Here is a 14,109-nt window from a genome sequence, read left to right on the forward strand (position 1 = left end):
CGGCATTCGTTCGCACATATTCACTGGAATTGATCAAGATAAAAGACTTCGCGCTGCAAACCTGAACGCGTGTTGTCGCGTTAATTTGCGGCGCACCAAGGAATACTGATACTCGGATTGTTAAGGCTGAGCAACGACGTGCTGGGACACAAAAGCAATTCCGAACGGCTGAATGGGTTGCCGCGAACCTCTTATAACCACCTGGAGATCGATGGCCTTGCTTCGACCGTTCCCGTTTTCGGAATGGGAAATGGCTGTTTTCAGCGCGGTTATTGAGAACCTTGTGCGGCCAGAGATGCTCACGACAACTTCGTCAAGGTGCCAGACGTCGCCTTGTTGGCCCTGTTTCCAAAACCCCGGGCGAGGTGCATAAACAGACAAACTGCATATCCAGAAGAGATCATCAATGTTTTCACGCGACAATATAAAATACGAACCCATCGATCTTCCTGACCACCTGGATTATTCGGCGGTTCAAAGCCTTGAAGAAGCCCGCGCATTCTATGCCCAAATGAAACGGCGGCATACGGTTAGGGACTATTCAAGCAAGCCGGTTTCTCGCGAGGTGATTGAAGAGTGCATACGCACGGCGGGCACAGCGCCCTCAGGAGCAAACCATCAACCTTGGCATTTTGTGGCTATCTCGGCCCCCACCTTAAAGAAGAAGATCCGCGAAGCCGCCGAGGAGGAAGAGCGCCAGTTCTATGAAGGTGGAGCGGGTGACGAATGGCTGAAAGCGTTGGAACCAATTGGCACCAACGACAACAAACCGCATCTCGAGGAAGCCGCATGGTTAATCGTCGTTTTTGCGCAGCGCTGGGGCCATTTCGAGGACGGAACGCGTTTCAAGAACTACTACGTACCCGAAAGCACGGGCATTGCCTGTGGTTTCCTGTTGGCCGCACTACATCATGCAGGCTTGGTCACTCTGACGCATACCCCGAACCCGATGAAGTTCCTCAATAGGATGTTTGATCGACCGGATAGCGAAAAACCAATCATGATCGTGGCAGTTGGTCATGCCGCGAAGGACGCAAAAGTACCTGCTGTGGCGAAGATCAAAAAGCCACTCGAAGAGATTCTGACGGTTGCTGATTAAGTGCTCCCGAACCATCGACGTCCCCGGCCCAAAACGGACATTGAACACTGAATTCAAAGGTTGCAGCGGTATCTCGAACAGCGAGTATTCACAACAAGAGCGCACGCTCTTCATTGGTCACCGATCCCCTCCGAGCCACCTACTTGTCGCTTCAAGCCCTTCTCGCAAGACATCGAACATTTGCTCAACTTCGCTCTCGCTAATGACAAGGGGCGGTGAAAGAACACACATGTTGATCACAGGTCGAACCAATAGCCCACGTTTCTGGCATTCGATATCGATCTGGCTACCAATCTCGTAGTCGCACCCCAGATCGCTCTGGGGATCACCATCGACTGAGCATTGAACGCATCCCATCAACCCCATGCCGCGCACATCGGTAACGATGTCAATCTGACCCAACTGCTGTAGCTGATCCTGAAAAATCGGAGTGACCCTTCGAACGTGTTCGAGAAGCTTTTCCCGTTCAATAATTTCCATACTTTTCAGACCAGCGGCTGCGCTGACTGGGTGACCAGAATAGGTATAACCATTAGAAAAGGTTGCGTCTTTTCCTGAAACATCTGCGATCAATCTATCCGAGATAATCGCAGCGCCCATCGGTGCATACCCAGATGTCATTCCTTTGGCACAGGTGATTATGTCTGGCTGAATGCCAAAAACTGCCTCCGAAGCAAACCAATGGCCCAATCGCCCGAAAGCCGTCACTACTTCGTCGGAAATGTATAGAATATCATACTTCCTGCAGATGTTTAGGCAGCTTTCGTGATATCCTTTTGGCGGCACGATCACGCCACCAGATGCCAGAACCGGTTCGGCGATAAACGCGGCAACATTTTCTGGGCCCAGCGTCACAATGGCGTTTTCCAAGTCCGAAACTTTCTCTTTCAGAAAGCTCTCTTCGCTTTGACCAGGTGCACGGTAAAGCGGATTCACGTCCGGCAGGAAATGTGCGAGGTCATCCGCCTTGTCGAGCCAAAGTCTGTCACGCTCTTTTCCACTGACGCTGGCTGCCAGGTAAGTGCTTCCATGATAAGCTTTTTGCCGTGAAATGATTTTCTTTTTCTTGGGGCGTCCCAAGAGGTTGTTGCGGAAATGGACAAACCGGATGGCAGTATCAACCGCAGTGGAACCGCCGGTGGTAAAAAAGACATTGTTCAAGTCGCCCGGCGCACGTTTGGCGATTTCGCGTGCGAACCGCGCGGCAGTCGAGTTGGAGTTGTTAAAGGGCGAGAAATAAGCAAGGTTCCGAGCCTGCTCAGCCATGGCCTCTGCCATCTCCTCTCGCCCATAACCGATCTGGGTGCACCACATGCCTCCCGGTCCGTCGATCAAGCGTTCGCCTTTTTCGTTCACCACATGGATGCCGCTGGCACCTTCAATAAATGTCCGGGCGTTTTCGCCCAAGGTTGCCATCCCTTCCCACGGGTGCAGGAAATGGTCGTTGTCCCAATGCTTGGCGTTAGAGTTATCCACGGCGGGCCATACTTTCTGCGCTCATCACAATTGGGAACTCTTCGCGCACCTGAGCGTCTGAAGCGCCGAAGTAGTTGGGGAAATGGCTGTCGAGTATGGAATTGGCCTTGTCACGGGCGCGGTCCAGCAGATCAGTTTTGCCTTCGTTTTCCCATGTATCTGTACGCTCACGATCCATGAGCCGCGGGTAGACAAATTCGGTGTTCATATAGTTCAGCGTGTGCGGGTTTCCGAGGAAGTGACCAGGATCAATGGCACACTGGTGGATCACATCCACCGCCATGGTTTCATCTGTGACCTCTATCCCGCGCAACGATCGCAGGATCATACCACCTGCTTCGTCATCGATGACCATGCTTTCAAAACTGCATCCCATCAGGCTGCCGATCATCCCGCCGAACTCGCACAGCCGATTGGCACCAGCATGGGCGGCAAGCGTGAAGGTTAGCGCCTTTTCCAACCCGTATTGCGCGTCGGGTATTTTGGCATCTGTCATGCCTGCGCCAACGGATGTGGGAAGGCCATAGAAGTTGCCCATCTGAATGGCTGCCGCCCCGATCAGTGCCTGTTCGCCGCTGCCGCCGGTAAACGATCCGCTGCGCAGGTCTGTGATGAAGGGCCAGGCAGCAAAGCAGACCGGACAGCCCGGTGTGATGAGGTTTACAATGGCAACACAGGCCAGTGTTTCGGCTACGGTTTGAACCAGTGTTCCCGCAAGCGTCGCGGGGGCTGTGGCCCCTGCCTGAGGAGGCACTGCCAGATCGACAGTTAGCCCAAGTTTGGCAGTATCAATCAGGATTTCCATGTTCTCCTTGCCGATCCGCAAGGGGGAAACCATAGGGCAGCCACCAAATATGACGCTTGGCTTTTTCATGAAAGCCCCATCGCCACCTTGCGCCATATCGAACATGCGAATGGCATGTGGGATGTGGCTACGGTCGCGAAAGGTCAGACAGGCAGGTTTTTGGCTACCTGCGAGCATCGCATATATGGTGTTCATGTCGTGAGCGAAATCATCGGTCACGTCGGTGGCCAAAACCGTGTCGCCCAGCATATGAATGTTATCCAAACAGTCCACCAGACGAGTGAAATCATAAACATCGCGCAGGACCGAAGGGCGATAAGTTTTGGTCTCGGAATCGAAGGTTGTGACGGCGGTGCCAGAGTTGGCGAAATAGACACTCTCTGCCGAACAATGCATGTCGTCTTTGCCTTCACGCTCTCCGCGGGCATAGACGTAAAATTCCTTGGCAGCACCAGCCAGGATGTCGTCCATCAGGGCGCGCGGGAAGCATAGCCGATTGAGGTCATTCATCACCGCACCCTTGGGCAGCACCAGATCAAGCAGTTCCGGGAAATGGTCGGTGACGCCGGTGTTTTCCAGAACGGTCAGGGCCGCTTGGTGGATGTTCTCCATATCAGTTTGAGTCAGCGGTTTGTAGCGTCCGCCACTTAAGCCCCCACGAACGGCCTCATTGCCCGTGGTCGCCTCTTGCACCTTTATGCGCGCGGCGCGCCCACCACCACCGCGTCGGCGTGATTTTGCCTCAGCCATTACCGGCCATCCTTTGTTCTGGTTCCGGGCTGATCATAGCGAAATAGAAATCGTAAAAATCCTGGATCGCGGTTTCCATTTCGCCCAAGGGGCCCGGTTGGAAGTATTGAGAATTCACGCCGGACTGGTTGTGTCGAATGATGCGTTCGTCATCCAAAGATGTGACATGCCAAAGCCAGGTCAGGTCTTCCTTGTCGTAATCCTGGCCTTCTTCGGCGTCAGCGCGAACCAGCCAGACCACCTGAATGTCGGTTTCCTGTAGGCCACGTGGAACAAAGCGGTAACCCACCATGTGATCCGAATAGATCAGGAACCAATTCAATGGACCAATATCAAAGTCGGTTGCGCCACCGTCGAAGCCTTTCAGCGTTCCAAGCAATGGCGCAAGCGCCTCGCCCGATTTGCTGCCGGTTTTGTAACCTTGGTAAAGCGGGTAGCGCCGATAGTACCCGCTGGTGAATGGGGTGGGCGCAGCCTCGCCAACAAGCGCCAATTCATCAGGCGTCAGCCCGACTTCTACAGCCTTTGCATTCAGCGGCTCGACCAAGCCAGCCATGTCTTGTGGCGATTTCAGGCTATGAGAGCGAGAGTATTCTTTGTGTGCTGGTCCGCAGTGGTAGCATTCAAGATAGTTCTCAACCGCCAGTTTCCAATTCGCTGGAACCGGAAATGACGCCGTATGCGCCACTTTCAGATCGTCAAAGCCATAGGGTTCGACGAGTGGCGAAAGCTGGCTGAGGACAGGATCTAGCGATGGCGTGTTTGCATCGGCACAGACAAAGATCAAGCCTTTGAAGACACTCACCTGAACGGGAAAGAGCCCGAATTTGGAGGGGTCAAAGTGTTCCCCCATGTTATGGCCTGCACGAAGTTTTCCCGATAGCTCATATGTCCAGGCGTGATACGGGCAAACTAGAACACGGGAGTTGCCGGACTGTTCAGTGCAGACGCGAGATCCCCGATGGCGACAGACGTTCAAATGAGCGCGAACTTCGCCTTCGCGATCGCGAACAATAATGATGCTCTCCGAGCCATAGTCGAACAGAAAATAGTCTCCGGAGTTTGGGATTTGGCTGACATGCCCTGCCCAAAGCCAGTTACGGTTCCAGACCTGGGCAATGTCATAGCTATAGATGTCTTGCGAGGTATAGAATTCACGCGGCAGCGCGTGGCCGTACTGGTGCGAGGCCATCAAAGCATCTAACTCAAACGGTCGGCTGTTCATCACGTCTCCTCCAAATCGATTATCTCGCGGCGAAACCAATCCTTGTCCGCTTCTGCCTTTGGGCGTTCAAAATCGCGTGCCGCGCGGTGGCCTGCGAAGACTGCGTCCACGATCAACCCCGGAGACGCGGCATCGCCAATAAGTTCGAGGGTTTTCAAACCGAGCCCGCGCAAGCTGTCATAAAGCGCTGTTTCTCGATGGCGTTCGGTAACCAGAATTGTCGAGGCACAAGGAATATCTGTTTCGCGACCGGTAAAGGCACACCCAATGCGCGCGGTGTCACCTTCAACCGCCGTCAGCACCTGATTGCAGCGAATGTCGATACCAAGTTCGATCAGGCGGGCCTGAATGCGAGGCTGCTCCAAAGTATTGACAGCGTAAGTTGAAACTAAACTCTCTGGCGTGACGAAGACCACCTGGTATCCGGCGGTCGCCAGTTTATCAGCGATCACCCCTGCCAGATAGATGTGGTCATCATCATAGATCATCACCGGGCCATCCGGGGGCAGAAGGCCGTTCATGATGTCATCAGGCGTCAACACTTTGGCGCTCTGCTCGATCTGAGGCATATGGCGCTGCGTGCTACGGCCGATGCCGTCGGTGCGCCAATGGCTGCCGGTGGCCACAAAGACGTGTTCGACGCCAAGCTCTGCTACCTGATCGCCATCAAGTCTGCTGTCAGTGAACAACTGAACGTTGCCGCGCTGCTTTAGGTCATTCAGGCGATAATCGACGACGCGGGACCAAGCCGCGAGGCCGGGAAGTTTGCTTTCCATTGCAACACGTCCACCAAAATCAGCTGAGGCTTCGGCCAAGGTCACCTGATATCCTCGCCTTGCCAATTGCGTGGCGCATTCAAGACCGGCGGGGCCACCGCCAATAACCAAAGTATCCGCGTTGCTCTTTTTCGGCGCAATGATCTCGGGGTGCCAACCGCGGCGCCATTCCTCACCCATGGTCGGGTTTTGAGTGCAGCGGATCGGGATGCCCAGATTGTCAGATGAGACGCAGATATTACAGCCGATGCATTCGCGGATTTCGTCAATGCGACCCTCTTCAATCTTTTTGGGAATGAATGGGTCCGCGATGGAAGGTCGCGCCGCTCCGATAAGGTCGACAATTCCCTTTTTGACCATCGACAGCATCATATCGGGAGACGTCAGGCGACCAACACCAACCACGGGTTTCCGTGTTACCTGTTTGACGTGCGACAGAAACGCGTTCTGATAGCCATCTTCTGGTTGAAAGCGAGTTGTGGCACTGTCATTGGACCAGTCGGCTACGTTCACATCCCATAGGTCAGGAAGATCGGCCAAAAGCTCGACCACGGCACGGCCTTCTTCTGAAGCCTGCATGCCGTCAGCGCCCACCATCTCATCAATGGCAAAACGGAGCGCCACAGCGCAGCTGTCACCTACAGCTTCGTGGGTGTCTTCCAGCAGTTCGCGTGTCAGGCGCACACGATTTTCAAGCGACCCGCCATATTCATCACTACGCTGGTTCATATGCGGCAGCATGAAATGTTGCGCCAAAGTCATGTTGTGTCCGGCATAGACGTAAATGATGTCAAATCCGGCATCTTTCGCTCGCAGGGCGGCCTCGCGGTGCCAGCGGCGGAACTCGCGAATATCAGCTTTATCCATGGCCTGCGCCTGCTTGGGATGCGTCGTATCGACAGACATCTCGGAAGGTGCAAGAACCGGAGCCCGGGTCAGCAGGTTCTGCGCATGGTTGCCATTGTGCACCAGCTGGATAGCTGCCAGCGCACCATGCGCATGTACCGCATCCGTCATCAGCCGCAACGCGGGAACATCGCGCCCGTCCCATAGCCGCCCCTCGGCGTAAGGAGACAGGTCTGAGGTTGGGTGAATCTCGGTCTCCTGATTGGAAACCACCGCCCACCCACCTTCGGCTTTCATCCCACGAACGGCGGCATCCGCCCGCGGTCGGACATGCCCCAGCCCGGTGCAATGTGGCACCTGATAAAAGCGATTTCTGGCTGTGACTGGTCCAATCTGAACCGGTTCAAAAAGCAGAGCATATGGGTTCGCGTTCGACATGTTCACGCGTTTTCCTGTATCTGGGATCCGGAGCCGTAAGGCCCCGGAAAAGTGGTTGTGTTAGAAGCCGGCTTTGATCCGTTCAAATTCTGCCAGCATTTTCGCCTCAAGCTCGGGATTCACCGCATCAAAGAACAAACTGCCTTCGAAGAAGCTTTTAGGGTCAGCAAAACCATAGGCTTCGATGTTGGCCTGATCGGCAACTTCGAACGCTTTTGCGTTGGAATGTGGGTAGCCCCAGTTGTCGATGATGTACTGACCGCTGGCAGGGTCAGTGAGCGCGTTCAACAGATCATAGACCTGATCGACCGGAGTCGTGGAAGACTTCAGATGCACGTAACCGCACGCCCAAGTCGCGATGCCCTTATCGACATCACGCATCATCGCGGCAGGCACTTCGTTCCAGATCAGGTTCAGTTCTGACTGGTTCCAGGCCCAACCCAATTCGATCTCACCGCTGGTCATGGCCTGATCAAATTGACCCGCATCGGACCAGTAAAAGCGCATGTTCGGGTGGATCGAGCGCAGGAAATCAGATGCTTCCTTGAACTGCTCGTCGCTCAGATTGGTATAATCGTCGGCGTTTCCAGTGGCCAGCGCAGCCAGGGCGTACGCAGATGACGCGGCATCCGGGACGGCGATCTTGCCTGCATAGGCCGGGTCCGCCAGCATTTGCAGCGAAATATCATCGCCTGAGATTTTGTCGGTGCGGTAGATAAGGCCCGTGTTCCCCCACTCGAACGGCAACATGTAAAGCTTGCCGTCTAGGACGATGGCGTCGACTTCCTTGATCTCGGGCAGAACATCGGCCCAGTTGGTCAGTTTGCTTTCATCCAGCGGCTGGATCAGGTCGGCTGCGACCCATTTCCGGACCGCGTCAGAACAAGGATGCGCCAGATCAGCCGTGAAACCCGAACTTAGTTTCGTAAAGGCTTCTTCCTGACTTCCGAAATAGGAATAGCTTGGTGCCTCATTCCCGTATTTTTCCATGTAGCTGGCAAAGAACCCGGGATCTTCATATCCCGACCAGTCAAAAACCGTCAGATCAGCGCCACCTGCTATGGCAGTTCCCGTACTTATCGCCGTCGCACATGCGAAGGCCGCAATTCCCTGAAGTCTCATTTTATCCTCCCACTATTTTACTTTGTGTCTGTACCTAGATCGATCACGCTTGCCCCCTGTAGCCCCAGCCAAACTGCGTCGCCGCGTTTGAAATCGACCGTGTGAAAATAATTTGGAACTGAGACCGAGATTGGTTTTTCAGCTCCCGCCACCTGAATGTGGTAGTGAATGTTCTCGCCATAGAAGGCGACGTTGCTGACAGTGCCTTGAACCGTTGACGGATAGTCTTCTGGTTTTTCAGCAGCGATTTCCAATTGTTCCGGGCGAATACCGATGTTCATGTCTTTAGAGCTGGTCGCAACGTTGGGGTTTCTCTCAATCTCAATCCGCCCGAAAGCAGCCGCATCAATCGACAATATATCGCCGGTTTCTCCCAACATCTGGGCAGGCAGTATGTTCATCTCACCGATGAAACTGGCCACTTGCTGATCACAAGGACGGGCATAAAGCGTGGTTGGTGTGTCCACCTGCTTGAGCCGTCCATTGAACATCACGCCAATACGATCGGACATGGTCATCGCCTCATATTGGTCATGGGTGACCATCACAAAGGTGATGCCAAGCGATTGCTGCAGGTTGCGCATTTCAAACTGCATCTGTTCGCGCAGCTTCTTGTCGAGTGCTGACAAGGGCTCGTCCAACAACAACACTTTGGGTCGCATGATCAGCGCACGGGCGAGCGCCACCCTTTGCCGCTGCCCACCCGACAATTCACTTGCGCCGCGATCCTGAAGACCGCCCAGCTCGACCATTTCCAGGGCCTCGGCTACGCGCTGGTCGATCTCACCCTTGGGCGCCTTGCCCCGTAATCCATAGGCCACGTTGTTCCCGACGTTCAGGTGCGGGAAGATGGCGTAGCTCTGAAAGACCATGTTCGTTGGACGGTTGTTGGCAGGCACACCTTCCATATCCTGACCGTCGATCAGCACGGTACCCGCGGTCGGTTCCTGGAAGCCCGCGATCATCCGCAATACCGTAGTCTTGCCGCATCCCGAGGGGCCGAGGAGTGAGAAAAACTCGCCCTCTTTGAGATCGAGATCAATCCCGCTGGCCGCTAGGAACGTGCCATAGCGCTTTTCGACGCCCCTGAGTTCTATGATGTTACCGTCTGTCATTGGACCTCTGATGCGGATGAGCGGCGCCGGAAATACTCGGCCAGTACCAAAAGCAGAACCGAGGTAAGCAGCAGGATAGAGCCCAAGGCCAAAACGTTTGGAAGCTTGGCGGGGAAACGGATCTGGCTCCAGATATAGACCGGCAGTGTTGGCTGGTTGCCGGACAGGAAAAAGGCCAGGACGAACTCATCGAAGCTAACCGTAAAAGTGACCAGCATACTGGCTATGATACCGGGGGAAACGACCGGCAGTGTCACGCGGCGGAAGGTTTCGAACACGCCGACGCCCAGATCGTAAGATGCCTCTTCCAGCGACGCGTCGAAGTCATCAAAGGCAGACTTCAGGATCGAAACGGAAAACGGCAAGGCGAGGAACGTATGGCCCAGAACAACGGTCAGCAGAGATGGCTTGAGGCCGAGAAACAGAAACAGGACCAGCATTGAAGAGGCCACGATAATGCCAGGAATAACCAAAGGCAGCATCACCAGTCCTTCAGCTGCACGCTGACCTCGAAAACGGTATCGAACAAAGGCGCGCGCAGCGAACAGCCCCATGGCGGTGGATAGAAGTGCGACGACCGTGCCAACACCAAGCGAATTCCAAAGGGCCTGGATCAACGTATCCTGTTCGCCCAACTTCCGATACCAGTCCAGCGTCCAGCCCTTGATCGGAAAGGCAACAATTGTACCGCTGTTGAACGAGAACAAAGGTAGGAAAAGAACCGGCAGGTACAGAAAAACCAAATACAGAAAAGCATAGGCTGTCAGGGTCGAGGGGCGCTTCATCTGATCCTCCTCCCAAGCTGCGTGGCGGTAATGACAAACACGATGGCGACGAAGCCGACCGACAGCATCGCGATCAGCGAAAGTGTGGCGCCGAGAGGCCAGTTGTTGGCGGCCCCGAACTGAACCTGAATAAGATTGGCAATCATCTTCCCGTCCGATCCGCCGACCAGTGCTGGGGTCACGTAGTCGCCGACAGTCGGAATGAAGATGATCAGGCAAGCCGCAATGATCCCCGGGATCGTCAGCGGCAGCGTCACCCGCATGAAGCGTTGCAAAGGACTGTTGCCGAGGTCTGTGGCGGCCTCCAACAGACTTGGATCGATCTTCTGCAACGAGACATAGATCGGCAGGATCGCAAAAGGTGCCCAGGCATGAGCAAGCGTCAGCACGACAGCAAATTCGTTGTACAGCAGGAAGTCGAGCGGTTCGTCGATCAGACCAAGCATCAGCAGTGCAGAATTCATCACCCCGTTGAACCCAAGGATGAGCTTCCAGGCAAATACGCGCAGCAGATAGCTGGACCAAAACGGAATAGTGATGAGCAGAAGCCAGATAGTCTTTTTCCGGGCCTTCATCGCGATGAAGTACGCAATTGGATATGCCAATGCGACAGTGACTACCGTAACTGCTCCGGCAATCCAGATCGACCTTAGCATTAAGTGTCGAACCAGCGGATCAGCAAGCGCGTCGCTATAGTTTTTCAACGTCGGTGTCTTGTCGAGCGTTACGTAGGTTTGGGTCCAGAACGAATAGGCGATCAGGATCACCAAAGGCGCCGCCACCAGAAAGCCCACGTATGCCGTGGCTGGTGCGCTGAGGGTATAACCCCGGGACGCTTCGCTACGAAAAATCACCCTATCTCCCATCTCGGTACTTACGAGTCTCTAATGGACGATCGTCCATTTAATGTTGCGCCAGAAAGACCTTTCGTGTCAATCTTCCTGTGAGCCACCCATATGAGAAGACCCTAAGCTGATGGAATCATTGAATAGAGTGAAAGATCAAAAAGGAAGAAAGCGTAGCTCGAAGCGCGATCCAGAGGCCAATAGGCAGCTTTTGATCAAGGCGACTTTGGACACGATTGCTGATATCGGAGTTACCGACACCTCGGTCAGTCGCATCTGCGAGCGCTCAGGTCTGTCGCGCGGAATGATCCATTTGCATTTCGGGGGTAAGGACAATTTGCTGACCGCAGCGGCCCAGCATTTCAGTACCGAATATTATGCCGAGATGGACAGATTGACCGATCTCGGCTCGGATGCATCGCCCGAAGACCGAGTGATGGCTGTGATTGAGGCCGATCTGTCTGAAGCTTTACTCAATCCACGAAGTACAAAAATCTGGCATGCATTCCGCGGCATCGCGAGCTCACACCCAGGCATTGCCCGTTACAGCAGCACTCAGGACCCCAAACTTGTCGAGACATTGCGGCATGCGTTCATGGAGATAGCCCAGCAAAACCGGCATGATCCGAACTTGGTGAATGATGCCACCAGCGGAACGCTGGCCCTATTGGAAGGTATGTGGGTAAACTATCTTACCGATATGCAAGTTTTTTCGCGACGACGTTCTGCTGAACTTATTCGAAGATTCTTAGCCGGACTTTTTCCCGGCAAATTCATTCTATGAGGCTTAGCGACGCTCGAAATTGATGTAGAGACAAAGCCCCTTTTTCGAAAGCCAACATCCGCTTTGCGATGAAGAATTTTCGAGATCAGGGGGCTACTGCCAGGATACATCACTGTTCGGTAGATCATCCCGGTGTAGGACCATCACCACATTTGGTCTGCTTGACGGCAAATGATCAACCGCGTCCCAATCCCAAAGAACCAGATTGATGTCATCAGGCGTGGCCCCCGATGCGAAACTGTTCACCAGAACACCTGCGTAGCCTTCGCCTTTCAGGCTTTCCGCAACATCATGAGTTGAAGGGATCAGTTCCCTGTGCATCTCGGACTCCCAGTTATCATTGGCGAGATCCTCCCAGGAAATACCCAATGTATGTCTGGTATCCCGGCTGGTCAGATCAGCGATATGAAGGCAATCAACCGCGAGAAAATAAAAGGTATAGGGTTCTTGATTCAGGCTAAAACGCACCTCGCGCGCGGCTGTTTCATGGGAAAGCGACGTATATAGCGCGGGCTCACCGATCGGGTTAAACCGCCCACCGCGTCGCGCAGCCCCCTCCCCTGATGTCGGCAGGTACGACCAGCGCGGTTTGGCGGCACGGATGACAGTACGCTGCACCCGGATGGCATGCTTCAAGCGTAACCACCTTCTAGACGCCGCAGAATATGGGACTTCAACGCCGTGTTCTCTCCATCCTTGACGATTTCCTCAGGCGTACGCCCGCCAAACCCCACAATGGGCTCGGATCGATACCAAGCATAGGCCATAAGCGAGCTTCCAACAGCCGGTGCAACGGCGTTCAAAATCTCAACTAGATGACGCAATGATGTCTGGACCGATACGGAAGCTACACGCTGCCGCCGAGACAAGGATTCCGGAGCAATGCCTAAGGTCTCACCAATCTCGCGCTTGGTGGTTTTAAGATGCCGGGCCAGACGATCCGGTGAGATCAATCGGTCTTCTACAAGATCACGTAATTCCATATCGATCACTCCTGATGCCACAATATATGGACCAATTTATTGACAATCAAGGCTGCCCGGCCTTTTGCCCCGTACTTTGCAGCAAAAAATCAAGCCGCCTAGGCCGGTATGGTCATGGGTCCGCGCGATCCGAGATGAACAATGTGATCAACTTGGCAATGCCGTCTGATCCTTCCCCAAATGAAGTGGTCCGCCCAATATAGTTAGGAAACGGAGGATCAACTCTGCGGGACAAGTCGGGTAACTTCAGAATGGTGTATCGCTATTCTGCTGAACGGTCTTCAATAACCTGACAAAGACCAATTGACTGAATGCTAAAAACTGACACAACTAAGACTAACAATCTTCTATGCAACTACAGCAATATCGGCACTGAAAACTGTGATCAAACAAAGAGATATCGAGCGTGAAGTCGGGCAAACTTTGCAAAGGCTACGGCAGGAACGCAATCTGATCCTCTCTGAGCTGGCGACAACATCGCAGGTTTCGACCTCGATGATCAGCCGTATTGAAAACGGTAGCGTCTCTCCGTCTCTTGGCACGCTACAGGCATTGGCGGACGCGATGGATGTTCCTCTGATGGCCTTGTTTGCCGACACCGAAGTTTCGGCCGACGTACATCACGTCAAAGCAGGCGAAGGTCTCATGTCCCGGCGTATTACGCAGGGCCACGTGCATAACTACCTGTTGCTTGGTAAACATGGCGGACCGGGAGGTCTGTTTCAATCTGCCCGTATTACCATTTCAAAGGACCAATCTGGGACATTGCCCAGTTACCAGCACGAAGGCTGTGTTTTTCTCTACATGATAATGGGCGACGCAATATACAGGTGTGGCACCGAGGATTTTGTTATGGCAACTGGCGATACCCTAAGCTTCGATGCCAAGCTGCGTCACGGGTTTTGCAAGATCGTGTCGGATGAGATCGAATTCATCACTGTATCAACTCGCCCGCAGTAAATTCAGACCGCGATTTGACACCCTCGAGCCGTATAACCTACCCGGACCGTTTCATATTCTTGTATTATGTGAAACTATGAATAATCCAACCGCATATCCC

13 protein-coding genes and 1 pseudogene are annotated in these 14,109 nt (G+C 53.9%); 3 read left to right on the plus strand and 11 right to left on the minus strand.

What is annotated here, in order from left to right; translation table 11 throughout:
• Positions 1-112: 112 nt before the first annotated feature.
• Positions 113-292 (minus strand): annotated as a pseudogene (locus AC2FID_RS16530) (IS6 family transposase); the annotation flags it as partial.
• Between the two features lie 114 nt (positions 293-406).
• On the opposite strand from AC2FID_RS16530, the gene AC2FID_RS16535 reads away from it, so the two are divergent.
• Positions 407-1,099, plus strand: coding sequence for a nitroreductase family protein (locus AC2FID_RS16535; protein ID WP_496837765.1), 693 nt, complete (start codon positions 407-409; stop codon positions 1,097-1,099).
• A gap of 117 nt (positions 1,100-1,216) precedes the next feature.
• On the opposite strand, the gene AC2FID_RS16540 is transcribed toward AC2FID_RS16535, so the two are convergent.
• The 8 genes from AC2FID_RS16540 to AC2FID_RS16575 are packed head-to-tail and all read right to left on the minus strand — an operon-like array spanning position 1,217 to position 11,303.
• Positions 1,217-2,575 (minus strand): aminotransferase, encoded by a 1,359-nt coding sequence (locus AC2FID_RS16540; RefSeq protein ID WP_496837767.1) that lies wholly within the window; start codon positions 2,573-2,575, stop codon positions 1,217-1,219.
• On the minus strand, positions 2,568-4,130 hold the full coding sequence (locus AC2FID_RS16545; RefSeq protein ID WP_496756705.1) for a trimethylamine methyltransferase family protein: 1,563 nt from the start codon (positions 4,128-4,130) through the stop codon (positions 2,568-2,570). Before AC2FID_RS16545 ends, AC2FID_RS16540 begins: the two co-directional genes overlap by 8 nt.
• Positions 4,123-5,355 (minus strand): aromatic ring-hydroxylating oxygenase subunit alpha, encoded by a 1,233-nt coding sequence (locus tag AC2FID_RS16550; protein WP_496837769.1) that lies wholly within the window; start codon positions 5,353-5,355, stop codon positions 4,123-4,125. The genes AC2FID_RS16545 and AC2FID_RS16550 overlap by 8 nt, the downstream gene beginning before the upstream one ends.
• Positions 5,355-7,415 carry an oxidoreductase gene (locus AC2FID_RS16555; protein ID WP_496837771.1) on the minus strand — a complete coding sequence of 687 codons (2,061 nt, stop codon included), beginning with the start codon at positions 7,413-7,415 and terminating at the stop codon, positions 5,355-5,357. Before AC2FID_RS16555 ends, AC2FID_RS16550 begins: the two co-directional genes overlap by 1 nt.
• Positions 7,416-7,475: 60 nt before the next feature.
• Positions 7,476-8,537, minus strand: a complete 1,062-nt coding sequence (locus AC2FID_RS16560) for an extracellular solute-binding protein (RefSeq protein ID WP_058278606.1) — start codon at positions 8,535-8,537, stop codon at positions 7,476-7,478.
• 17 nt (positions 8,538-8,554) lie between these two features.
• On the minus strand, positions 8,555-9,652 hold the full coding sequence (locus tag AC2FID_RS16565) for an ABC transporter ATP-binding protein (protein ID WP_496837773.1): 1,098 nt from the start codon (positions 9,650-9,652) through the stop codon (positions 8,555-8,557).
• Positions 9,649-10,437 carry an ABC transporter permease gene (locus AC2FID_RS16570; RefSeq protein ID WP_496837775.1) on the minus strand — a complete coding sequence of 263 codons (789 nt, stop codon included), beginning with the start codon at positions 10,435-10,437 and terminating at the stop codon, positions 9,649-9,651. The genes AC2FID_RS16565 and AC2FID_RS16570 overlap by 4 nt, the downstream gene beginning before the upstream one ends.
• Entirely contained in the window at positions 10,434-11,303 is an 870-nt protein-coding gene (locus tag AC2FID_RS16575) for an ABC transporter permease (protein ID WP_109310913.1), read from the minus strand. Before AC2FID_RS16575 ends, AC2FID_RS16570 begins: the two co-directional genes overlap by 4 nt.
• A 109-nt stretch (positions 11,304-11,412) precedes the next feature.
• Between AC2FID_RS16575 and AC2FID_RS16580 the strand changes: the two genes are divergently transcribed.
• Positions 11,413-12,066, plus strand: a complete 654-nt coding sequence (locus tag AC2FID_RS16580) for a TetR family transcriptional regulator C-terminal domain-containing protein (RefSeq protein WP_496837778.1) — start codon at positions 11,413-11,415, stop codon at positions 12,064-12,066.
• A gap of 93 nt (positions 12,067-12,159) precedes the next feature.
• On the opposite strand, the gene AC2FID_RS16585 is transcribed toward AC2FID_RS16580, so the two are convergent.
• On the minus strand, positions 12,160-12,702 hold the full coding sequence (locus AC2FID_RS16585; protein WP_496837779.1) for an RES family NAD+ phosphorylase: 543 nt from the start codon (positions 12,700-12,702) through the stop codon (positions 12,160-12,162).
• The gene (locus AC2FID_RS16590; protein WP_282170348.1) at positions 12,699-13,049 is read right to left on the minus strand and encodes a hypothetical protein; all 351 of its coding nucleotides are present in this window, start codon (positions 13,047-13,049) and stop codon (positions 12,699-12,701) included. Before AC2FID_RS16590 ends, AC2FID_RS16585 begins: the two co-directional genes overlap by 4 nt.
• A 381-nt stretch (positions 13,050-13,430) precedes the next feature.
• On the opposite strand from AC2FID_RS16590, the gene AC2FID_RS16595 reads away from it, so the two are divergent.
• Positions 13,431-14,009, plus strand: a complete 579-nt coding sequence (locus AC2FID_RS16595) for a helix-turn-helix domain-containing protein (protein WP_496741038.1) — start codon at positions 13,431-13,433, stop codon at positions 14,007-14,009.
• Positions 14,010-14,109 lie beyond the last annotated feature (100 nt).

Source organism: Ruegeria sp. CDSC068, from assembly GCF_059610545.1.